Raw genomic sequence first — 19,918 nt, 5'->3', positions numbered from 1 at the left:
CCCGGTCGCGCACCGCGGGTCAGCCCCGCCCGCACGTGCGGCAGATGCCGCGGCGGCGCAGCCAGTAGGCGTACGTCGCGGCGCCGAGCGCCACCGACCACAGCGGCCAGAAGAGCTCCGGCACGATCGCCGCCCAGTTGGTGGCGAGGTCCCCGGTCAGCGGGCCGGCGCCGTCGGCGAACATCCCGATCATCGAGATGCCGGCCGGCATGACGACGACGGCGACCAGCGACGCCGGCACCACCGCGAGCCCCACGGGCACCCGCCGTCCGGCGAGCCCGAGCATCCACCGGGGGAAGACCTCGCCCCACCGCTGGTACAGGCCGAGCGTGAGCACGGCCCCGAGCAGGGCGAAGGTGCCCAAGCCGACCGGGCCGATGAGCTGGATGCCCTGCAGCTGCTCGACGTGCACCCGGTCGAAGCCGAGCGGGATGCCCAGGGCCCACGCGAGCCGGGTGACGGCGTAGAAGGCGGGGATCGCGGCGGCCACCAGCGCGGCGGTGCGCCCCCACCGGGCCGCGGCGGCCGGCGCCGTCCACGCCGGGTCCGCGCCGTCGGGCCGGCGCCCGCACCGCTCGCACGCGGCGACGGTGCGACGGGCGTACCGGACGGCGGCGACCGCGAGGAGCACCGTCCCGACCAGCACGACGACCTGGAACAGGAAGCCCGGCTGCACGTAGACGTCCAGCCGGCCCCGCACCTCGGCGCTGAACAGGGACATGACCGCCATCGCCGGCAGGTAGCCGAGCCCGGCGAGCACGGTGGCGTCCACCAGCAGCAGCGCTCCGGCGCCGACGAGGGCGACCGCGGCGAGCGTCGCCGCGCGCACCCCGCGCGAGGGCCTGCGCCCCCACAACATCGAGGCGGCGGCGAGCAGGCCGAGGACGGCGAGCGCGGCCACCCCGGTGGCCAGATGCTGGGCCGGCACGTCGCGGAGCAGGCCGTCGCTGAGGGCCGTGGCGTCCGGGGCCGCGGCACCGCCGACGACGGTCCGGGCGGCGACGACGGCGGCCGTGCCCGCGGCCCACCAGGCGACGGTGACGCCCGCGAGACGGCGCGAGCGGCGTCCCGGCGGAGGCGCGGACGGGTGGGCGGGGGTGCGGCGGGTCAGGTCGTGGGTGCTCATACCTGCACCCTCGTCCGCAGCCCGGCGGGGCGGATCACCCGCGCTGAGGGACCCGCTCCCCCGCACGGGGGAACGCCGCTCCGGGTGTTCCCCGACCCGTGGCGAGGGCTCAGCGGAAGTCGTCGGCGTGGTCGGCGGCCCACCGGCGGAACGGCGTCGCGGCCCGCCCCGTGAGCTCCTGGAACGTGGTGGTCACCCCGTCGCGGTTGTCGACCATCGCGGCCCAGGCCTCCAGCGCCGCGTCGGCGGTCTCGGCGGGCCAGCCCCACTCGTCGAGGATGACGGTGCGCATCTCCTCCGGCGGGATCTCCTCGTACCGGACCGGCCGGCCGATCGTCTCGCCGATGATCGCCGCCTGCTCGACGTGCGTGAGGATCTCCGGTCCGGTGATCACGGGGCGGGCACCGAGCAGGTCGTCCGCCGTCAGGGCGAGGACGCCGACGGCGGCGACGTCGGCCTCGTGCACGAGGGAGCGGCTGAGCCGCTCGTACGGACCGCGGACGACGCCGGTCTCGCGGACCTGGTCGGCCCAGCCGAGGGTGTTGGTCGCCATCCCGCCGGCGCGCAGGAACGTCCACTCCACACCGGCGTCCTCGACGAGGCGCTCGAGCACGGCATGAGAGCCGATGATGCCCTGCGACGGCGCGCCCCGGTCGTCGGGGACTCCCTCGGCGGAGAGGTAGACGATCCGGCCCGCGTGCTTCGCCAGGCGGGCGACGAGCTCGAGGGCCCGCTCGTCGGCCTGCAGCGTGGGGAAGGAGAGGAAGACGGCGTCGACGCTGTCGAGGGCGGCGTCGAGGCCCTCCGGGTCCGACAGGTCGCCGCCGACGACCTCGACGTCGTCGGGCAGCACGGCGCGGGACGGGTCGCGGGTGAGGGCACGGACACGGACGCCGCCGCGGTCGCGCAGCTGGGCGACCACCTGCCCGCCGACGTTGCCCGTCGCGCCGGTCACCAGGATCGTGGGGTGGGAGCTCATGGTTTCCTACCGTTCGTCGTGGGTGCCGCCCCGGCCGGGACCGGCGTCACCTACGCTCGAGCCTCAACCACACTTGAGGTCAATCGCGGGACTGCGAGGTTCGTCGACGGCGAACGGGCAGGTCAGCGCGCCCGCACGAACCCGGACTCGTACGCGCGCACCACGGCCTGCGTGCGGTCCCGCACCCCGAGCTTGGCGAGCACGCCCGCCACGTGGGAACGCACCGTCTCGACCCCCAGGTACAGCTCGGCCGCGATCTCCGCGTTCGACATGCCGGTCGCCACGAGGCGCAGCACCTCGCCCTCCCGCTCGGTGAGCCCGGCTCCGCGCAGCGCGTCGCCCGACGGCGGGCGGAGCGCGGCGAGCCGCCGGACGGCGTCGGGGAACAGCAGCGAGTCGCCGCGCGCCACCAGGCGCACGGCCTGCGCGATCTCCTCCGGCCGGGCGCGCTTGAGCAGGAACCCCTGGGCACCTGCGTGCAGCGCGTCGAGCACGTGGTCGTCGTTCTCGAACGTGGTGAGCACCAGGACCGTCGGGGACGGTGACCCAGGGCGCTCCCGGGCCATCAGCGCCCGGGTGGCGTCGATCCCGTCGACCCGCGGCATCCGCACGTCCATGAGGACGACGTCGGGGCGCGTCTCCGCCACCACCTGCGGCACCTCGGACCCGTCGCCGGCCTCGCCCACGACCTCCAGGTCCGGCTCGGCGTCCAGGATGGCCCGCAGGCCCGCGCGCACCAGCGGCTCGTCGTCGACGAGCAGCAGCGTCGTCGGGCGGGTGGCCGTACCGGTGGGGGTCTGCGTGCTCACGCCGTCGATCCTGCCGTACCCGGCGCCGACGTGACGGTCAGAGCAGCGGCAGACGGGCGCGGACGCGCCACACGTCGCCGTCGGCACCGGCCTCCAGGTCACCGCGCAGCAGGCGCACCCGGTCGGCCATGCCGTCCAGGCCGCGGCCGCCGCCGGCCGGACGACCGGGAGCGGGCCCGTGGGCACCGAGCGCGTTGGTCACCTCGACGTCGACCGACCGCGGTCCGCGGGCCACACGGACGGTCACCGGGGCGCCGGGCGCGTGCCGGACGGCGTTGGTGAGCGCCTCCTGGACCACCCGGTAGGCCTCGTGCGCGACGGCGCGCGGGACGCCGTCGTCCGCGAGCGCCCCGTCCGCGGCGTCGAGCCGCACCCGCGTCCCGGCCCGGACGGCGTCGTCGGCGAGCGCGGGCACGTCGGCGAGGGTGCGGGCCGGGGCGCGGCCGGCACCCCCGTGCTCGGGGCCCCGCAGCAGCCCGAGCACGTGGTCGAGGTCCGCCATCGCCGTACGGCCCGTCTCCTCGATGGCGGCGAGCGAGCGGCGCGCGGCGTCCGGGTCGGTGTCGAGCTGCCGCGCCGCCGCGGCGGCCTGCAGGGTCGTGATCGTCAGGGCGTGCCCGACCGAGTCGTGCAGCTCCCGCGCCAGCCGGCCGCGCTCGGCGAGCCGGCGCGCCTGCTCCTCGAGCTCCGCGACCCGCGCCGACTGGTCGGGGCCGAGCAGCGGCACCGCCGCCTGGCGCAGGACGGCGCGCGCCCCCGTCGTCAGGTAGGGCAGGGCGAGCAGCAGCGCGACGGCGAGCAGCACCCACGCGACCGGGTTCCGGGTGATCAGCGGCACCGCGCCGACCAGGAGCGTGCGGTCGGTGCCCGCCGCGGAGAGGACGAGCTGGGTGGCCAGCGGGACGGCGACGAGCAGGCCGAGGGTCACGACGGCCCCGAGCGTCAGGTGGAGCGCGTACCAGGCGGCGCCGCGCCAGCGCGACGCGGCGGAGGGGCGCCCCGCGGGCTCCGGCAGGTCCGCGGCGTCGACGTCCAGGAACGTGCGCACGGCGAGGACCTCGAGCGTGCGCACAGGCGCGAGGAACGGCGGCGCGCACACGATGACCGCCGTCACGACCGCCAGCACGACGACGGCGGCGCGCGGTGTCTCCGGCGAGAGGAACATCTGCGCGAACCCGGCTGCCAGCGTGCCGTACGCGCCGGCGAGCACGCCCCCGATGACGAGGTAGACGCCCGCCCGCACGGTCGTCGCGCTGGTCAAAGGAGCGAGGGCGGCGCGCATGGAAACAGTCTTTCAAGCGCGGCGCCGGCGCGCCTCCCCCGCCCGGGGGACCGTTGTGGGCGCGATTTCGGGGACTTTCCGCATCCGCATAGTCCCCGAAATCGCGCTCACAGCACGTCTGGGGGCGAAAGCTCAGGCGGCGAGCTGCTGACCGCTCATCTTGTGGATGGAGTCCATGACGTGGTCGGTGAGCTCGCGGCGTGCCTGCGCCGGCTTCGAGCCGGCGGTGAGCTGGCGCGACGGGTCGATCGGGGCGCCGAAGTGCACCTGGATGCCGCGCGTCGGGCGCGGGAGCCGCCGGCCGACCGGCTGCACCTTCTCGGTGCCGCGCAGCGCCACCGGCACGACCGGCGCGGGGCCGGCGAGCGCGAGCCACGCGACGCCGGTGTGCCCGGGGTGGAGCCGGCCGTCGCGCGAGCGCGTGCCCTCGGGGTAGATGCCGAACGCGTCGCCGCGCTTGAGCACCTGGAGCGCGTCGTCGAGGGAGCGCTGGCCGGCGCGCGGGTCGTCCCGGTCGACCGGGATGTGGCCCATGGTCGTGAAGAACCAGCGGGAGACGCGGCCCTTGAGTCCGCGGCCCGTCCAGTACTCCGCCTTGGCGATGAAGGTGACGTGCCGCGGGACGACGAGCGGGATGATGATCGAGTCGATGAACGACAGGTGGTTGCTCGCCAGGATCACCGGACCACGCCGGGGCACGTTGTGCAGTCCCGTCACCTGGGGGCGCAGCAGCACGTACACCAGGAGCGACAGGACGAGTCGCAGAAGCCGGTAGGTCACCGACCCATTGTGCCCCCTGCTCCGCACGGGCCCGTCGCCGGGGCGCGTGCAGGCCGGTGATCAGGGATTTCGTGCCTCGGCGGTGTCGAGCAGCGCCGCGGCGGCCCGGCGCGCCTCGCGCGCGACGGCGGCGTCGTGGGTGATCGCGGCGGTCGTCTGCGCCCCCTCGACGAGGAGCACCACCTGCAGGGCGACGGGGTCGGGCAGGCCGGCGTCGCGCACGAGGCCGAGCACGTGGTCCCCGAACGCCTCCTTGTGGGCACGCACGGCGTCGGCGACGCGCGGGGAGGTCGCGCCGAGCTCCCCGAAGGAGTTGATGAAGGCGCACCCGCGGAAGCCGTCCTCGCGGAACCAGGCGTCGAGGAAGTCGAAGACCGCGAGGATCCGGTCGCGCGGGGTGGCGGCGCCGGCCGCGGCGCGCTCGACGCCCCGGGTCCACTGCCGGGTGCGCAGCGCGAGCACGGCGACGACCAGGTCCTCCTTGGAGGGGAAGATCGAGTAGATCCGCTTGAGCGAGACGCCGGCCTCGGCCCGGACGGCGTCCATGCCGACGGACTGGACGCCGCGGGCGTAGAACAGCCGGTCGGCGGCCGCGACCACAGTCTCGCGCGCCGCACGCTCGTCGAGCATCGTTCACCCTTTCGTCGCCCCGTCCCCCTTGCGGGGAGAACCATCGTTCTCTACTGTAGCGAACAAGGAGAGAACGACCGTTCTCCCCCATCCGGAAGGAGCACCACCATGGGCTACATCACCGTCGGGCAGGAGAACACCACGGACGTCCAGCTCTACTACGAGGACCAGGGCGCGGGTCAGCCGGTCGTCCTCATCCACGGCTACCCCCTCGACGGCCACAGCTGGGAGCTCCAGACGCGCGAGCTCCTCGCCGCCGGGTACCGCGTCGTCACGTACGACCGCCGCGGGTTCGGCGCGTCCAGCAAGGTGGGCTCCGGCTACGACTACGACACGTTCGCCCGCGACCTCGACACCGTCCTGGAGACCCTGGACCTGCGCGACGTGATCCTCGTCGGCTTCTCCATGGGCACGGGCGAGCTGGCCCGGTACGTGCGCAACCACGGCCACGAGCGGGTCGCCAAGCTCGCGTTCCTCGCCTCGCTCGAGCCGTTCCTCGTCCAGCGTGACGACAACCCGGAGGGCGTACCGCAGGACGTGTTCGACGGCATCGTCGACGCAGCCCGCGGCGACCGGTACGCCTGGTTCACCCAGTTCTACAAGGATTTCTACAACCTCGACGAGAACCTGGGCACGCGGATCTCCGAGGAGGTCGTCCGCGCGAACTGGACCACGGCCGTCGGGTCCGCCCCGGTCGCCGCCTACGCCGTCGTCCCCACCTGGATCGAGGACTTCCGGCCCGACGTCGAGGCCGTGCGCGCGGCCGGCAAGCCGACGCTGATCCTGCACGGCACGAAGGACAACATCCTGCCGATCGACGCCACCGGCCGCCGCTTCCGCGCCGCGGTGCCCGAGGCCGAGTACGTCGAGGTCTCCGGCGCCCCCCACGGCCTGCTGTGGACGCACGCCGACGAGGTGAACGCCGCCCTGCTGGGCTTCGTCGGCCGCTGACGCCTCAGCCGGCCGTCAGCACGTAGTCGTCGGCGTCGTCGTCCCACGCGAGGGCGACGGCGCCGGCGGCCTGCGCGCCCTTGGCGAACTGCAGGAACCCGCGGTAGCCGAGCGCCTTCTCCGAGAAGTCGGGCCGGCGCTTGCGCACCTCGTTCTTGAGCCCCGACAGCGGCGCGCTGCCGCCCGCGTCCTGCACCACGGTGCGCAGCAGCCCGAACGCGCCCTCGGTGTCCTGCTGCTCGGGCAGCGCCACCTCCGGGTCTCCGGTCGACGGCCCGGACGCCAGCACCACGAAGCCGCGGTCGGCGAGGAAGCGCAGGAACTCGCCGAAGCTGCGGAAGCCGTAGTCCGACTCGCTGAACGTCGGGTCCTTGCGCACGAGCGTGCGCTTGAGCATCGACGCCGTGACCGTGCCGCTGGAGGAGGCCTGCAGGTCAGCCAGCGTCTGCGCGACCCGCACCTCCATCGTCGGCTCCTCGCCCGCGGTCTCCTCGACCTCGTCGCTCTCGTCGACCTCCTCGGGCTCCGGCTCGGCGGGCGTCGCGGGCTCGACGGCGGGCTCCGCCGCGACGGGCGCCTCCGTGACCGTCTCCGACGTCTTCGCCGCCGGCTCCAGCGCCGCGATGTCGGAGGCGAGGGCGGCCGCGGCGTCGACGTTCGCGGCGGGCTCGGCGGCCTTCTTGCGCCGCCCGCGGCCGCCCTTGGCCCCACCGCGGCCCGAGCGCGACGACGCGGGCTTGGCCTCGCTCGCGTCGGGCACGTCGACGCCCTCGAGACGGTCGTAGAAGAGGAACTCGTCGCAGGCAGACGGCAGCAGCCGCGACGTGGAGTTCTCCACCCCGACGCCGATCACGCGCTTGTCGAGCTCGCGCAGCTTGTGCACCAGCGGGGAGAAGTCCGAGTCGCCCGTGCACATGACGAACGTGGTGATGTACTCGCGCTCGAACGCCATCTCGATCGCGTCCACGACCATCTTGATGTCCGCCGCGTTCTTCCGCGACGCGCCCATGCGCTGCGGCATCTCGATGAGCTCCACCTGGTGGCGCGTCAGCGCCCGGCGGTCCTCGTCGAAGTACGACCAGTCCGCGTACGCGCGGCGCACGACCACGCGCCCCCGCGCGGCGAGCGCGTCCGCGATGGGCTTGAAGTCGAACTGCATCCCGCCCAGGTGCTCGCGGGCGCCGAGCGCCAGGTTCTCGTAGTCGAGGAAGACGGCAAGGCGCTCTTCGGTGTCCATGCCCGCCAGGCTACGGCGTCGCGGGCACCCGGTGCGCGGGCGAGCCGCCGCGCGCCACGTGCCCGCGGGCCCGACGATGGGTCGTGGACGGTCGGACGAGGGAGGGTCGATGCAGGCGGTCGTGTACGAGGAGCTGGGCGGTCCCGAGGTGCTGCACCTGGCGGAGGTGCCCACCGCGGAACCGGGCCCGGGGCAGGTGCGCGTGCGGGTGGAGGCGGCCGCGATCAACGGGTGGGACGTGAAGTCCCGCGCCACGCGGACGGCCGGCATGCCCGCGCCGCGCTTCCCCGTCGTGCCGGGCCTGGAGGCCGCCGGCGTCGTGGACGCGCTCGGCGACGGCGTGACGGGCGTGGCGCCCGGCGACCGCGTCGCGGGTTTCACCACGGGCGGTGGCTACGCCGAGCAGGCCCTCCTGACGACGTTCGCACCGGTCCCGGACGGGCTCGACGCCCCGCGGGCGGCAGCGACGCCGGTCGCGGCGGAGACCGCGCACCGGGTGCTGCGCCTGCTGGGCGTGCGCGACGGCGAGACCGTGCTGGTGCACGGGGCCGCCGGGTCGGTCGGGGAGCTGGCGGTCCGGCTCGCGGTCCACGCCGGGGCGCGCGTGGTCGGGACCGCGTCGCCCCGCCACCAGGACCGGGTCCGCGCGCTCGGGGCGGCGGCGACCACGTACGGCCCGGGATGGGCCGAGCGCGTGCGTGCCCTGGCTCCCGACGGGGTGGACGCCGTGCTCGACGCCGCGGGCGCGGGCGTGCTCCCCGACTCGATCGCCCTGCGCGGCGGGACCGACCGCGTCGTGACGATCGCGGACCCCGCCGCCTCGGACCTCGGCGTCGAGTTCAGCTCCTCGTCGCGCCGGGACCCGGTCGAGCTCGCCGCCGACCTGGCCGCCGTCGCCCGGGACGACCTCACGGTGACCGTCGCACGGGTGCTGCCGCTGGGCGAGGCCGCCGAGGCGCACCGGCTGGTGGAGACCGGCCACCCCGGAGGCAAGGTCGTGCTCACGCCGTGACCGGCGCGTCGCCCGCCGGCACGACGGTCGTCATGAGGGCGAGCCATCGCCCGTCCCGCCGCACGAACGCGTCGCTCACCCACTCCTCGGCGGTGAACGCGCGGCCGCGCCACGTCCCGGCGTTGGCGCTGCGGGAGAAGGTGGTCGCGGTGTCGCCGTCGGCGCGTGCGGTGACGACGTCGAACGTCATGCGCGAGTGGGTGAGCTCGCCGGAGCGGACCACCGCCAGGAAGCGGGCCCGGTCGATGACGTACCGGTCGGTCCCGACCAGCGCCCACGTGGGGGCGACGAACGCGTCGATGCGCTCCGGGTCGTTGGCGACGACCGCCGCCGCCCAGTCACGCAGGAACGCCGCGAGCTCCGCCCGCAGCCCGCCGTCCCCGGCCTCCTCGCCCGCCACCGGCCCTCCCTCCGACGTCGTCCCGCCCGATGGTGCCCCGCGGGCACTCCCCGATCATCCGGCCGCGGCTCACGCCACGCACCCCGTCGGTCTCACCTGCTGAGCGGATTTGTGCTCGCATCGCGGAAGTTGCCTACGATCGAGGGACAAGCCATCCAGAGCGGCCGAGAGTCCTGGCTCGACGACGCCGCAGCAACCCGTTCTCCGACGGAAGCCTCCCGAGGACGAAGGTGCTCACGCCAGGGACGATGGAGTGACGCATGGTCGCAGAGGCAACGCACCCGCACACCCCGGCGCTGCCGGCACGCCCGACGGTCTCATTCGAGCTGATGCCCCCGCGCCGGCCCGACGCTGCCCCGAAGTTCTGGGAGACGGCGCGGCGCCTGGTCGCGACGCACCCGGACTTCGTCTCGGTGACGTACGGTGCGGGCGGCGGCGACCGGGCGACCGCGCGCGACGTCGTGGCGAGGCTGCTGGAGGGCACGCCCGTGCTGCCGGTGGCGCACCTGACCTGCGTGGGCGCGTCGCGGGAGGACGTCACGGCCGTGATCGACGACTTCCTCGACGCGGGCACCCGCTCCTTCCTGGCGCTACGCGGCGACCCGCCCAAGGACCAGCCGGACTGGCGCCCGCCGCCGGGCGGGCTGCACTCCAGCATCGAGCTCGTGCAGCTGCTGCGGGAGGTCGAGGCGCGCCGCTGCGCGGCCGACCCCGGCACGGCGCTGCGCGGCGCGACCCGCCCCCTGACCATCGCGGTCGCGACGTTCCCCGACGGCAACCCCGACGCCGGCACCACCCGCGCCCAGGAGGTGCGGCGCCTGCTGGAGAAGCAGCAGGCCGGGGCGGGCTTCGCCATCACCCAGCTGTTCTACGAGGCCACCTCGTACATCGACTTCGTCGCCGAGGCCCGCGCGGCCGGCGTGACGATCCCCATCCTCGCCGGGCTGCTGCCCACGACCGAGCCGCGCCGGCTCCGTCGTGTCGAGGAGCTCATGGGCGTCCGCGCTCCCCAGCACCTGCTGGACGCGCTGGACGCCCTGCCGGACCCGGAGGCGCAGCACGCCTACGGCACGGCGTACGGCACGGAGCTCGCCCAGCGCGTGCTCGACGCCGGCGCCCCCGGCATCCACGTGTACACGTTCAACAAGTACCGTCCCGCTCTGGACCTGCTCGAGGGTGTCCACCTCGGCGGAGCGGCGCCGGCGGGCGAGCCGTCCGCCGACGCCGGCCTGGCCAGCAGGCCGTGGGTACCGGACGTCCCCGCCGTCTGACGACCTCACCCCGCCCCGCGCTCCCGGCCACCGGCCGCGGAGCCGGCGGGACCCCGACCTCAGGAGTGCTCATGTCCACCATCACCGCCGCGTTCCCCCGCGGCACCGTCCTCGGCTACCCCCGTATCGGGCGCCGCCGCGAGCTGAAGCGCGCCGTCGAGTCCCGCTGGGCCGGCCGCACCGACGCCGTCGACCTCGAGGTCGCCGCCGGCACACTGCGGCGCGACACCGTGCGCCGCCTCGTCGAGCTCGGGCTGGACCCCGAGGACGGCTCCGTGCCCGGCTCGTTCTCGTACTACGACCAGGTGCTCGACGTCGTCGCGCTGCTCGGGGCCGTGCCCGCCCGGTTCCGCGACCTCCTCGACGCCGACGACGGCTCCCTCGACCTGGACGGCTACTTCACCGTGGCGCGCGGCCGCGGCGAGGACGCGCCGCTCGAGATGACCAAGTGGTTCGACACCAACTACCACTACCTCGTCCCCGAGATCAGCGAGACGACGCCGGTCTCGTTCGCCGACCACCGCGTCGTGCGGGAGTACGCCGAGGCCAAGGAGGCCGGGGTCACGACGCGCCCGGTGCTCGTGGGCCCCGTGACGTTCCTCGCCCTGTCCAAGGCGGCCGACGACGCGGGCGAGGGCTTCCACCCGCTCGACCGGCTCGACGACGTCGTCGCGGCGTACGCCGAGCTGCTGCGCGCGCTCGGTGCCGTCGGCGTCCCGTGGGTCCAGCTCGACGAGCCGGCGCTGGTCACCGACTCGCTCGACGTGGCGCCCGAGGTCCTCGACGAGGCCGTCACGCGCGCCTACCGGGCGCTGGCCTCAGACCTCGCCCCGGCGTCCGAGGACGACGACCTCGACACGGTCCCCGAGCGACCGCGGATCCTGCTCGCCGCGCCGTACGGCGACCTGCGGGCCGGCGCGACCGACCGTCTCGCGCTGCTGGCCGGGACCGACGTCGACGCCGTCGCCGTCGACCTGGTCAAGGGCGCCGCCCCGGCCGGGCCGGTGCCGGGGCTGGAGACGAAGACGCTGGTGGCGGGCGTCGTCGACGGGCACAACGTGTGGCGCGCCGACCTGGACGCGAAGCTCGAGACGTTGGAGTCGCTCCGCGCGCTCGGGCCGGTCGCCGTCGGCACGTCCACGTCGCTGCTGCACGTGCCGCACGACGCCGACGACGAGGCCTGGGAGGGCCCGGCCGCCGAGCGCGCCGGGCGCACGCCCCGGCTGCGCCGCTGGCTCGCCTTCGCCGACCAGAAGGTCGGCGAGGTCACGACGCTCGCCCGCGGGCTCGCCGAGGGCCGCGACGACGTCGCCGGGGAGCTCGACGAGGCGCGCGACGCGCTGGCTGACCGGGCCGCCGCGGCGGGCGTCGTCGTGCCGGCCGTGCGCGAGCGGCTCGCCGAGCTGGCCGACGGCGACTTCGTCCGGGGCGCGCACGACGAGCGGGTGAACGCGCAGCGCGCGCGCCTGGCCCTGCCGCCGCTGCCCACCACGACGATCGGCTCGTTCCCGCAGACCCCGGAGATCCGCACCGCCCGGGCGGCGTGGGCGAAGGGCGAGCTGGACGACGCCGCGTACACGGCCGCGATGCGCGCCGAGGTCGAGCGCGTCGTGCGCCTGCAGGAGGAGCTCGGCCTCGACGTGCTGGTGCACGGCGAGCCGGAGCGCAACGACATGGTGCAGTACTTCGCGGAGCTGCTGGACGGGTTCGCGACGACGGCGCTCGGCTGGGTGCAGTCGTACGGGTCGCGGTGCGTGCGCCCGCCGATCCTGTGGGGCGACGTGCAGCGGCCCGAGCCGATGACCATCGCGTGGTCGGGCTACGCGGCCTCGCTCACCGACAAGCCGGTCAAGGGCATGCTCACGGGCCCGGTGACGATCCTGGCGTGGTCCTTCGTGCGTGACGACCAGCCGCTCGCCGCCACGGCGAACCAGGTGGCGCTCGCGCTGCGCGACGAGGTGGCCGACCTGGAGGCCGCGGGGGTCGCCGTCGTGCAGGTGGACGAGCCGGCGCTGCGCGAGCTGCTGCCGCTGCGCCGCGACGACCAGGAGGAGTACCTGCGCTGGTCGGTGGCGTCCTTCCGCCTGGCGACGGCGGGCGCCGCGCCGGCCACGCAGGTCCACACCCACCTGTGCTACTCGGAGTTCGGCGAGGTCGTGGGCGCGATCGACGGCCTCGACGCCGACGTGACGTCGCTGGAGGCGGCGCGCTCCCGCATGGAGATCGTGCCGGAGCTGGCCGACGCCGGCTACGCGCGCGGCATCGGGCCGGGCGTGTACGACATCCACTCGCCGCGGGTGCCGTCCGCGGACGAGGTGACCGAGCTGCTGCGGCTCGCGGTGAAGTCCATCGACCCGTCGCTGGTGTGGGTGAACCCCGACTGCGGGCTCAAGACCCGCCGGTACGCGGAGGTCGAGCCGGCGCTGGCCCACCTCGTCGCCGCCGCCCGCGAGGTCCGCGCCACCCTCTGACGCCCCGCCCCGAGGTGCCGAACATGTGGTTGGTCCGGGATTGAAGTCTTCAATCCCGGACCAACCACATGCTCGGCGGAGAAAAGTCGTCGACCGGGGCGACGGTCTCGTGTCACGATGGTCCGGCCGGTCGCGCCCGGAAGGCGCGAGCGGACCAACTTTCCGGCGAGTCCACGAGGAGAGAGCGATGCCCGGCGTCGCGGGGAGCGGGGTGGGCCATCAGGCCTGCTCGGGCAGTCCCTCCTGCCCCGGCGCCGTCGCACCCTGACACCAGTCCCAGGACCGGTCGGTGAGCGACGGCGCGGGGCTCCACCCTGCCCGCCGTCACCGGCACGACGCCACGACGTGCCGTGCCCGGTGACCCCCTGCTCACCGAAAGCCGGACCATGAACCCCCTCACCGACAAGCAGATCCGCGACAGCCTCGTCAACGCCACCCGTAGCGAGCGGCAGCGGATGATCCTCCCCGACCTCGACTCGCTCGACTGGGACCGCCTCGAGTACCTGGGCTGGCGCGACCGCAAGCAGCCGCTCGCGGCCTACGTCGTCCTGGAGGTCGACGACGCCCCGGTCGGCATCATCCTGCGGGCCTCGGACCGCACCGGCCCACGAAGCCGGGCGCTGTGCTCCTGGTGCGAGGACGTCGTCGAGACCCGCGACGTGCAGCTGTACGTCGCCCGCCGGGCCGGGCCCGCCGGCCGCAAGGGCGACACGATCGGCACCCTGATCTGCACCGACTTCCGCTGCTCGCGCAACGCCAGGCGGCGGCCCACCCACGCCGAGGTCGGTGTCGACGACGACGACGCGCGTGCCGCCGTCGTCGAGCGACGCGTCGCGGCGCTCCGCGAGCGTAGCCGGCGCTTCCTCGACGAGGTGCGCCGCACCGCCTGAGCCGGCCCCGGCCGACCATGCGGTTGCTCGCTGCCGACCATGTGGTTGCTCCGGGATTCGGCGCTCGAATCCCGGAGCAACCACATGTTCGGCACCGGACAGTCGAGCTACCGGTGGAAGCCCTCGCGCAGGTTGATGCCGTGCTCGCGCCAGGCCTTCATGGCGGCGAGCATGCCCGTCCAGCCCTCGCAGTTGCTCGCCGGCCGCAAGGTCGGCCGGGAGCGGCACCTCGCCCTCGCCCCCTGCCGATCAAGCGCATCCACGACCGGTGGATCGACGAGTACGCCCGCGCGGCCGTCGACCTGCTGGAGCGGCTCGACGACGACGCGTGAGAAGCACCCACGCCGTGTTCACCCACGGCGATCAGGAAGGTCTGGCACTCTCGCCTGGAGAGTGCTAAATCTTCAGGTGTAGCCACGGCGACGCCGGACCGACCGGCGCGCCGTCGCGGTCGGGGCCGTGGGCGCGGCCCCGTGACGAGGAGGTGGTGCGCGATGGCTACCTACTGGGACCCGTTCCAGGAGATGGATCGGCTGTTCGGTTCGTTGGCGCAGACCGGGCGGAGCGGTCCCCCGATGCCGATGGACCTGTTCCGCGAGGGCGACCACTACGTCCTGGCGGTCGACCTCCCGGGGGTGGACCCGGGCAGCATCGACGTCTCCTGCGAGGACCGGACGCTGACGATCCGCGCCGAGCGGACGCCCCGCTCCGCCGAGGGACGGTGGCTGCTGCGGGAACGCTCGTCCGGCACGATGGCACGCCAGCTGACGCTGGGCCGCGGTCTCGCCCTCGACCAGATCTCGGCCGGGTACGACGACGGCGTCCTGACGCTGACCATCCCGGTCGCGGAGGAGGCGCGACCGCGCCGGATCGAGGTCAGCCACAGCAAGAAGCCGACGGAGATCGAGGCCGGGACCTGAGCCGGCACGCCACGACCCTCGGCGGGGGAGCCCCGCCGAGGGTCGCGGCCCGTCATCGGGCGGTGGGCGGGCCCACGGCCCCGAGGATCGTCAGCGCTCGTAGCCCCCGACCATCGGCAGGCCGAACGCCAGACCGATCGCCAGGATGCCACCGACGAAGAGGTACGGGTCAAGGGTCGGGTTGCCCCCGGACGAGCCGACGCCGATCAGGGCGAAGCCCGCGACGAAGAGGACGAACGCCACGAGGACGCGCCCGAAGACGGCGCCCGACTGCTCGGACTTGACGCGCGGGTTGACCTGGAAGTCGCTCATGGTTCCGAGGATATCCCGCCGGCCCGGATCGGCAGTCCGTCCCCGGGTCGGCACACAGGTGTGCCGACCCGGGGACGGGCTGCCGACCTGAGACGTCACCGGACCCGCACGGTGAGCTCCTTGCTGCGCGTCTCCCCGACGTCGTTGGTCAGCACGGCCCGGTACGTGTACGTGCCGGGCTCGCGGCCGCTGACGAGGGTCGTGGCGGACTGCGCCTCTCCCCCGGTGCCGGGGGTGAGCTCCTGCCGGTCGATCTCGACGCCGTCCTCGTACAGCACGTAGCCCGTGGCCTGGGTGCCCCACCACTTGTTCATGGTGACGGAGTAGTCCCCGTCCCGGTCGTGGTTGTCGTGGGACAGCACCGGCGTGCCCGGGTTCGCGTCGGTGACGGTCACGGTGTGCGCCTTCCGGCAGGGCGTGGTGCCCGCGGCGTTGACCAGCTCGCACGTGTACACGTACTCGCCGTTCGCCCGGCCGGCGACCGGCACCGCGACGCGCTGCGCCTCGACCCCGTCGTACGTGAGCTCCTCCGTGTGGATCAGCTCGCCGTCTTCGTACAGCCGCAGGCCGGTCGCGTTCTCGCCGTGCCACAGGTCGACGAGCACGCGGTAGTCGCCGTCCCGCAGGCCCGTGTCCCAGCCGTTGTCGTCGCTGATCCGGGCCTCGCCGGGCGCGCCGGCGGGCACGAGCACCTCCAGCGTGCCGACCTCGCCGTTCACCTCGACCTCGACCGTCGCCCGGCCCGGCGCGACGGCGGTGGCCTCGCGGGTGCGCGGGTCCAGCGCGAGCACGGCGCCTGACGGCGCGTCGCCCGGGTCGCCGACGAAGACGCCGTCGCCGCCCCACCGGGACGAGACGGGCCAGGCGACGGGCACCTCGCGCGTGTCGTCCTGGGTGACCAGGGCGCTGACCTGCCCCGACATCCCGACGGCGAGCTCCGTCGGCCCGGAGACCGCCACCTGCTCCGCCCGGGCGTTGACCTCCCAGGCGAACCAGCCGTCCTCGCCACGGCCGCCGTCGGCGGCGGGGTCGATCCCGACCATCGACCAGCCGGTGAAGCCGCCGTCGTCGGGCGTGCTCGCCGGGCTCTTGCCGGAGTTGCCGTTGACGACGTACGGGACGCCGTCCGCGGTGGAGGCGTGGAAGACGCCGACGTGGGACCCGACCGACGCGATCGGCTTGCCGGAGTTCTCCCGGAAGTCCTCGAACCAGCCGCGCAGCGTCTCCGCCTCGACCCGGTCCGTGAGCTGGGACGCCTTCGTGGGCAGCGGGTCGTCGAGCGGGTGGTGGAAGAACGTCACCACGCCGCTCACGCCGTCGTCGGCCGCGGCGTCGTCGAGGGCCTGGCGCAGCGCGCGCACCTGCGCGAAGTCGGCCCCGAGCCGCCCGGCGGACGAGTCGAGCATGACGAGCCGCGTCGCGCCGCCCTCGCCGGTGGGGTCGGGCACGTCGACCACGTGGGTACGCTCGCCGAACTCCGCCTCGAAGTTCTCGATCGGCCCGCCCTGGACCTCGTGGTTGCCCGGCAGGTAGTACCAGGGGAAGTCGGCGTCCGCGAGGCCCTCGTCGAGCACCTGCCGGGCCAGGTCGAAGTCCGCCGGCGACGCCTCGTCGACCAGGTCGCCGTTGATGACGAGCAGGTCCGGGTCCTCGGCGACGATCTCGGCGAGCGCATCGCGCGCGCCCTGCACCGCCCCGGACTCGGGGTCACGGGCGACGAACTGCGCGTCGGACATCACCGCGACCCGCAGCGGCGCGTCGTCGGTGGCGTCCTCGGCGACGACCGCGGGGTCCTCGACGTCGGCCGCGTCCGGCACCTCGACGTCCGGCGGCACCAGCGCGCGGACGTCGGAGAGCACCAGCTCGCCCGTGTACTGGGCGGCGGCGCGGATCTCCAGGGCCCGCACCCGCTGCATCACCAGCGGGTACTGCACGCCCTCGGGGACGGCGAACTCGACCTTCCGCCAACCCTCCCAGGACACCTCGGGCCCGTCCAGGTTGGTCACGACGCCGTCGCCCTGCTGCACCTGCAGCCGCAGCCAGGCACCGTTGCCGTCGCCGTGCACCCACATGGTGACGGCGCGCGGCTGGCCGGGGATCTCGCGGCCGCCGCCGGGGACGACGGCGTACTGCCCGCGGGTGGCGGTGGACTGCGTGAAGTCGTACGTCATGCGCAGCCCGGCCGCGCCGTCGTGACCCTCGGCGGGCTCGACGGTGCCCCCCGGGGCGCGGGCGTGCGCCGAGGTCCAGTCGGCGGCGTCGGCGAAGTCGGCGACGACCTTCTCGTCCAGGGAGACGGCGACGGCCACGTCGACGCTCAGGTCGCCGGCGGTCAGAGTGAACGTCGCGGCGCCCGAGCCGTCCAGGGCCGACACCGTGAACGAGCCGTCCGCCGCGGGCTCCAGGGTCGCGACGCCCTGGCCACCCGTGACCTCGACGTCGCGCGCCTCGACGGGTGCGGCATAGCCGTCGGCGTCGTGCCCGACGACGGTGAGCGACGCGGTCGCGTCCGCGTCCGCCAGCGTGACGACCGGCTCGGGGACGCTCAGCCGCACGGGCTCGCCCAGCACGATGACGTCGGCGGTGCCGGTGGCGACGCCGTCGTCCGTCGGGGTCGCGGCGCGCACGGTGGCGTCGCCGGGCTCGATGCCGGTGACGACGCCCGAGCCGCCGTCGCCGCGCGAGACCTCCGCGACGGCCGCGTCCGTCGTGGTCCACTCCGCGGGCGCGGTGCCCACGGCGGCGCGCGACTCGTCGTACCCCTTGCCCACGAGGGTGCGGTGCAGGCCGGGGAACACGCGCAGCGCGTCGGAGGCCGGGGCGTCTCCGGTCGGGACCTGGGCGCGCACGTCGTAGGCGCGCACCCGGCCCGAGCCCGCGGGGGTGAACAGGCCGAGGGCGTTGGCGTCGAGACGCTCCGTGCCGTCGGAGGGCTGGTTGCGCACGCTGGTGCCCGCGTCGCCGGGGACCCGGGCGACCATCGTGGACGAGCCGCCGCCGTCGAGATTGAGGGCGTCGTCGGCGCCGAGCTGCTTCAGCAGGCCGCCGAGCTCGGCCAGCGACGCGCCGGTGCTGTGCGCCTGGCGCCCGTCCACGACGACGAGGTACGCGGTGCTGCCGCTCTCGTCGAAGCCGATGGCGGTGCGCGGGTGCCGGGTGGTGGCGAAGCTGCTGGTCGCGGTGGTGACCTCGCCGTCGTCCAGCAGCCAGTCGTCGGGGTCGCCGCCGATGGCGGTGGCGACCTCGCCGGCGTCGTCGCGCAACCCGTACGTCAGGCCCACCGCGTCGCCGGGCGCGAGCGTCGACAGCGCGTCGGCGGCGGCACCCGGGCGGGCGACCACGGCGCGGACGTCGTCGGGCAGGCGGCCCTCGCCGGGCGCGCCGACGGCGACGACCGTGCCGCTGGTGGCCTGCGGGTCGTCGAGGCGGACCTGCACCTCGACACCCTGCTCCCCCGCGGCGAGCGGGCGGGTGCGCGCGACGTCGCCCCAGGCGGCGTCGTAGACGGCGACACCGCCGGCGGGGACGCCGGTGACGTTGAGCCCGTCGACGGCGAGCTCCTGCTCGCCGTCCCCGGAGGGGACCGTGACGGTGCCGGTGAGGAAGAGCTCCGCGAGGCGGCCCATCCCGGACGAGTCGAACGCGACGGCCTTCTCCCGCCCGGGGGTCGCGGACTTGAGCAGGGTGCCGTCGTCCACGCCCACGCCGAGCGCGGCGCCGGAGTTGTTGATGTCGAAGAAGTCGCCGTTGACGGCCGCGACGGCGCCCTCGCCGGCGGCCATCTCGCTCACGGTGGCGTTGCCCGCGACGGCGTCGGCGCCGAGGTAGCCGACGCGCGGCCCGCCCTCGGCCCCGAGGTGCGCGACGAGCACCTCGCCGCTGAGCCAGCCGTCCGCGGACATCCGGGCGAACTCCGTGAGCTCCAGCCCGGGGGCGACCAGCCGCTCCGTGCGCTCGGTGACGAGCGCGGCGCCGTCGTCGTCCAGCGGCAGGTCGGCGACGTCGTCGCTCAGGGTGGTGGTCGGGGTGGTGCCCGCCGCGGCGGTGGCGACCGGCAGGTCGTCCTCCGGCGCCGCGACGGCGGCGGGCACGGTGAGGGCGACACCCAGCAGGGCGCCGAGCCCCGCGGTCGCCGTACGTCTGACAGGTGGCAGTGCTCGGCTCATCGGATCCTCCGCTGATCGGCGTGGGGACGTGCGCCGTCGCAGCGTCCCGCGCCCAGGTTGCCATCATCTTTCACGATGTCAACATGCCGGGAAACTCTTTACCACCCGCCGGCCCGGCACACCGTCCCGGTGAGGTTCGTCCTCGCCTGGAGCCGACGCGGCCCGCCGTCAGCCGCCGACGAGCTTGCGGAGCAGCGCCTCGAGCTGCTCACGCTCCCCGCGCGACAGGGGGGCCAGCAGCGCGTCCTCGAGCTCGAGGTGCGCGGGATAGGCCTCGTCGATGAGCCGGCGCCCTTCCGGCGACAGCGTGACCACCCGCCCGCGCCCGTCGCCGGCCCGGGCCTCCCGGACCACCAGACCGGCAGCCTCGAGCCGGTCGACCCGCTTGGACGTCGCGCCGGCCGTCACCATCGTGTGCTCGGCGAGCTCCCCCGGATTGAGGGCGAACGGGGCCCCGGCGCGCCGCAGCGCGCACAGGACGTCGAACTCGCCCTCCCCGATCCCGAACCGCCGGTAGTTCGCGACGAGCGCGGCGGTGAAGTCGTCGGAGATCCGGCGCATCCGCCCGATCACCGCCATCGGGCTCGGGTCGAGGTCGGGGCGCTCCCTGCGCCACTGCTCCACGAACGTGGCGACGCGATCGACCTCAGCCATGTCGCCATCCTACTTTCCGTGGAAAGTA

General features: G+C 74.9%; 17 protein-coding genes, 1 pseudogene and 1 riboswitch. Of the genes and pseudogenes, 6 read left to right on the top strand and 12 right to left on the bottom strand.

The window, feature by feature from the left end; genetic code table 11:
* Positions 1-19: 19 nt before the first annotated feature.
* The 6 genes from EYB28_RS01890 to EYB28_RS01865 all read right to left on the bottom strand — a co-directional run bounded on the left by EYB28_RS01890 (position 20) and on the right by EYB28_RS01865 (position 5,606).
* Positions 20-1,126 (bottom strand): hypothetical protein, encoded by a 1,107-nt coding sequence (locus tag EYB28_RS01890; protein WP_166844378.1) that lies wholly within the window; start codon positions 1,124-1,126, stop codon positions 20-22.
* 109 nt (positions 1,127-1,235) lie between these two features.
* The gene (locus EYB28_RS01885) at positions 1,236-2,105 is read right to left on the bottom strand and encodes an SDR family oxidoreductase (RefSeq protein ID WP_166844376.1); all 870 of its coding nucleotides are present in this window, start codon (positions 2,103-2,105) and stop codon (positions 1,236-1,238) included.
* A 122-nt stretch (positions 2,106-2,227) separates the two neighbouring features.
* Positions 2,228-2,914: a response regulator transcription factor gene (locus EYB28_RS01880; RefSeq protein WP_205710814.1), complete on the bottom strand. Its 687-nt coding sequence runs from the start codon at positions 2,912-2,914 to the stop codon at positions 2,228-2,230.
* A gap of 37 nt (positions 2,915-2,951) precedes the next feature.
* Positions 2,952-4,196 (bottom strand): sensor histidine kinase, encoded by a 1,245-nt coding sequence (locus EYB28_RS01875; RefSeq protein ID WP_166844375.1) that lies wholly within the window; start codon positions 4,194-4,196, stop codon positions 2,952-2,954.
* 132 nt (positions 4,197-4,328) lie between these two features.
* Complete coding sequence (locus EYB28_RS01870; RefSeq protein ID WP_166844374.1) at positions 4,329-4,976, bottom strand: 1-acyl-sn-glycerol-3-phosphate acyltransferase; 648 nt, start codon at positions 4,974-4,976, stop codon at positions 4,329-4,331.
* 60 nt (positions 4,977-5,036) lie between these two features.
* Positions 5,037-5,606, bottom strand: coding sequence for a TetR/AcrR family transcriptional regulator (locus EYB28_RS01865; protein WP_166844373.1), 570 nt, complete (start codon positions 5,604-5,606; stop codon positions 5,037-5,039).
* Positions 5,607-5,714: 108 nt separating this feature from the next.
* Between EYB28_RS01865 and EYB28_RS01860 the strand changes: the two genes are divergently transcribed.
* Positions 5,715-6,557 (top strand): alpha/beta fold hydrolase, encoded by an 843-nt coding sequence (locus tag EYB28_RS01860; protein WP_166844372.1) that lies wholly within the window; start codon positions 5,715-5,717, stop codon positions 6,555-6,557.
* A gap of 4 nt (positions 6,558-6,561) precedes the next feature.
* Here the strand turns inward: EYB28_RS01860 and EYB28_RS01855 are convergent, their stop codons facing one another.
* A complete protein-coding gene (locus EYB28_RS01855; protein WP_166844371.1) occupies positions 6,562-7,794 on the bottom strand; it encodes an NYN domain-containing protein in 1,233 nt (410 codons plus the stop codon).
* Positions 7,795-7,903: 109 nt separating this feature from the next.
* On the opposite strand from EYB28_RS01855, the gene EYB28_RS01850 reads away from it, so the two are divergent.
* Positions 7,904-8,806: an NADP-dependent oxidoreductase gene (locus tag EYB28_RS01850; protein WP_166844370.1), complete on the top strand. Its 903-nt coding sequence runs from the start codon at positions 7,904-7,906 to the stop codon at positions 8,804-8,806.
* On the opposite strand, the gene EYB28_RS01845 is transcribed toward EYB28_RS01850, so the two are convergent.
* Complete coding sequence (locus tag EYB28_RS01845) at positions 8,796-9,206, bottom strand: nuclear transport factor 2 family protein (protein WP_166844369.1); 411 nt, start codon at positions 9,204-9,206, stop codon at positions 8,796-8,798. The genes EYB28_RS01850 and EYB28_RS01845 overlap by 11 nt on opposite strands.
* A gap of 148 nt (positions 9,207-9,354) precedes the next feature.
* Positions 9,355-9,461: riboswitch (SAM riboswitch) on the top strand.
* A gap of 5 nt (positions 9,462-9,466) precedes the next feature.
* Between EYB28_RS01845 and EYB28_RS01840 the strand changes: the two genes are divergently transcribed.
* The 3 genes from EYB28_RS01840 to EYB28_RS01830 all read left to right on the top strand — a co-directional run bounded on the left by EYB28_RS01840 (position 9,467) and on the right by EYB28_RS01830 (position 13,838).
* Positions 9,467-10,477 (top strand): methylenetetrahydrofolate reductase, encoded by a 1,011-nt coding sequence (locus tag EYB28_RS01840; RefSeq protein ID WP_166844368.1) that lies wholly within the window; start codon positions 9,467-9,469, stop codon positions 10,475-10,477.
* Between the two features lie 71 nt (positions 10,478-10,548).
* Positions 10,549-12,948: a 5-methyltetrahydropteroyltriglutamate--homocysteine S-methyltransferase gene (gene metE / locus EYB28_RS01835; RefSeq protein ID WP_166844366.1), complete on the top strand. Its 2,400-nt coding sequence runs from the start codon at positions 10,549-10,551 to the stop codon at positions 12,946-12,948.
* Positions 12,949-13,334: 386 nt separating this feature from the next.
* A complete protein-coding gene (locus tag EYB28_RS01830; RefSeq protein WP_166844365.1) occupies positions 13,335-13,838 on the top strand; it encodes an FBP domain-containing protein in 504 nt (167 codons plus the stop codon).
* Positions 13,839-13,945: 107 nt separating this feature from the next.
* Here EYB28_RS01830 and EYB28_RS20250 read toward each other — a convergent pair.
* Positions 13,946-14,032: pseudogene (locus EYB28_RS20250) on the bottom strand (ATPase); the annotation flags it as partial.
* 300 nt (positions 14,033-14,332) lie between these two features.
* Between EYB28_RS20250 and EYB28_RS01815 the strand changes: the two are divergent.
* Positions 14,333-14,758, top strand: a complete 426-nt coding sequence (locus tag EYB28_RS01815) for an Hsp20/alpha crystallin family protein (RefSeq protein WP_166844363.1) — start codon at positions 14,333-14,335, stop codon at positions 14,756-14,758.
* Positions 14,759-14,848: 90 nt separating this feature from the next.
* Here EYB28_RS01815 and EYB28_RS01810 read toward each other — a convergent pair whose 3' ends face one another.
* The 3 genes from EYB28_RS01810 to EYB28_RS01800 all read right to left on the bottom strand — a co-directional run bounded on the left by EYB28_RS01810 (position 14,849) and on the right by EYB28_RS01800 (position 19,890).
* Entirely contained in the window at positions 14,849-15,070 is a 222-nt protein-coding gene (locus EYB28_RS01810) for a hypothetical protein (protein WP_166844361.1), read from the bottom strand.
* A gap of 95 nt (positions 15,071-15,165) precedes the next feature.
* The gene (locus EYB28_RS01805; RefSeq protein WP_166844359.1) at positions 15,166-19,236 is read right to left on the bottom strand and encodes a phosphodiester glycosidase family protein; all 4,071 of its coding nucleotides are present in this window, start codon (positions 19,234-19,236) and stop codon (positions 15,166-15,168) included.
* Positions 19,237-19,404: 168 nt separating this feature from the next.
* On the bottom strand, positions 19,405-19,890 hold the full coding sequence (locus tag EYB28_RS01800; RefSeq protein ID WP_166844357.1) for a MarR family winged helix-turn-helix transcriptional regulator: 486 nt from the start codon (positions 19,888-19,890) through the stop codon (positions 19,405-19,407).
* Positions 19,891-19,918: the final 28 nt, after the last annotated feature.

Source organism: Isoptericola sp. BMS4 (assembly GCF_011634835.1).
In the GTDB taxonomy this organism is placed as follows: Bacteria; Actinomycetota; Actinomycetes; order Actinomycetales; family Cellulomonadaceae; genus Isoptericola.
This window is presented reverse-complemented; position numbering and strand designations above follow the sequence as displayed.

What these genes read in the sequence shown, in the direction of transcription:
- EYB28_RS01890 (WP_166844378.1), bottom strand. Translation starts at nt 1,126, where the DNA reads ATGAGCACCCACGACCTGACCCGCCGCACCCCCGCCCACCCGTCCGCG.
- EYB28_RS01885 (WP_166844376.1), bottom strand. Translation starts at nt 2,105, where the DNA reads ATGAGCTCCCACCCCACGATCCTGGTGACCGGCGCGACGGGCAACGTC.
- EYB28_RS01875 (WP_166844375.1), bottom strand. Translation starts at nt 4,196, where the DNA reads ATGCGCGCCGCCCTCGCTCCTTTGACCAGCGCGACGACCGTGCGGGCG.
- EYB28_RS01865 (WP_166844373.1), bottom strand. Translation starts at nt 5,606, where the DNA reads ATGCTCGACGAGCGTGCGGCGCGCGAGACTGTGGTCGCGGCCGCCGAC.
- EYB28_RS01860 (WP_166844372.1), top strand. Translation starts at nt 5,715, where the DNA reads ATGGGCTACATCACCGTCGGGCAGGAGAACACCACGGACGTCCAGCTC.
- EYB28_RS01855 (WP_166844371.1), bottom strand. Translation starts at nt 7,794, where the DNA reads ATGGACACCGAAGAGCGCCTTGCCGTCTTCCTCGACTACGAGAACCTG.
- EYB28_RS01850 (WP_166844370.1), top strand. Translation starts at nt 7,904, where the DNA reads ATGCAGGCGGTCGTGTACGAGGAGCTGGGCGGTCCCGAGGTGCTGCAC.
- EYB28_RS01840 (WP_166844368.1), top strand. Translation starts at nt 9,467, where the DNA reads ATGGTCGCAGAGGCAACGCACCCGCACACCCCGGCGCTGCCGGCACGC.
- metE (WP_166844366.1), top strand. Translation starts at nt 10,549, where the DNA reads ATGTCCACCATCACCGCCGCGTTCCCCCGCGGCACCGTCCTCGGCTAC.
- EYB28_RS01830 (WP_166844365.1), top strand. Translation starts at nt 13,335, where the DNA reads ATGAACCCCCTCACCGACAAGCAGATCCGCGACAGCCTCGTCAACGCC.
- EYB28_RS01815 (WP_166844363.1), top strand. Translation starts at nt 14,333, where the DNA reads ATGGCTACCTACTGGGACCCGTTCCAGGAGATGGATCGGCTGTTCGGT.
- EYB28_RS01810 (WP_166844361.1), bottom strand. Translation starts at nt 15,070, where the DNA reads ATGAGCGACTTCCAGGTCAACCCGCGCGTCAAGTCCGAGCAGTCGGGC.
- EYB28_RS01805 (WP_166844359.1), bottom strand. Translation starts at nt 19,236, where the DNA reads ATGAGCCGAGCACTGCCACCTGTCAGACGTACGGCGACCGCGGGGCTC.
- EYB28_RS01800 (WP_166844357.1), bottom strand. Translation starts at nt 19,890, where the DNA reads ATGGCTGAGGTCGATCGCGTCGCCACGTTCGTGGAGCAGTGGCGCAGG.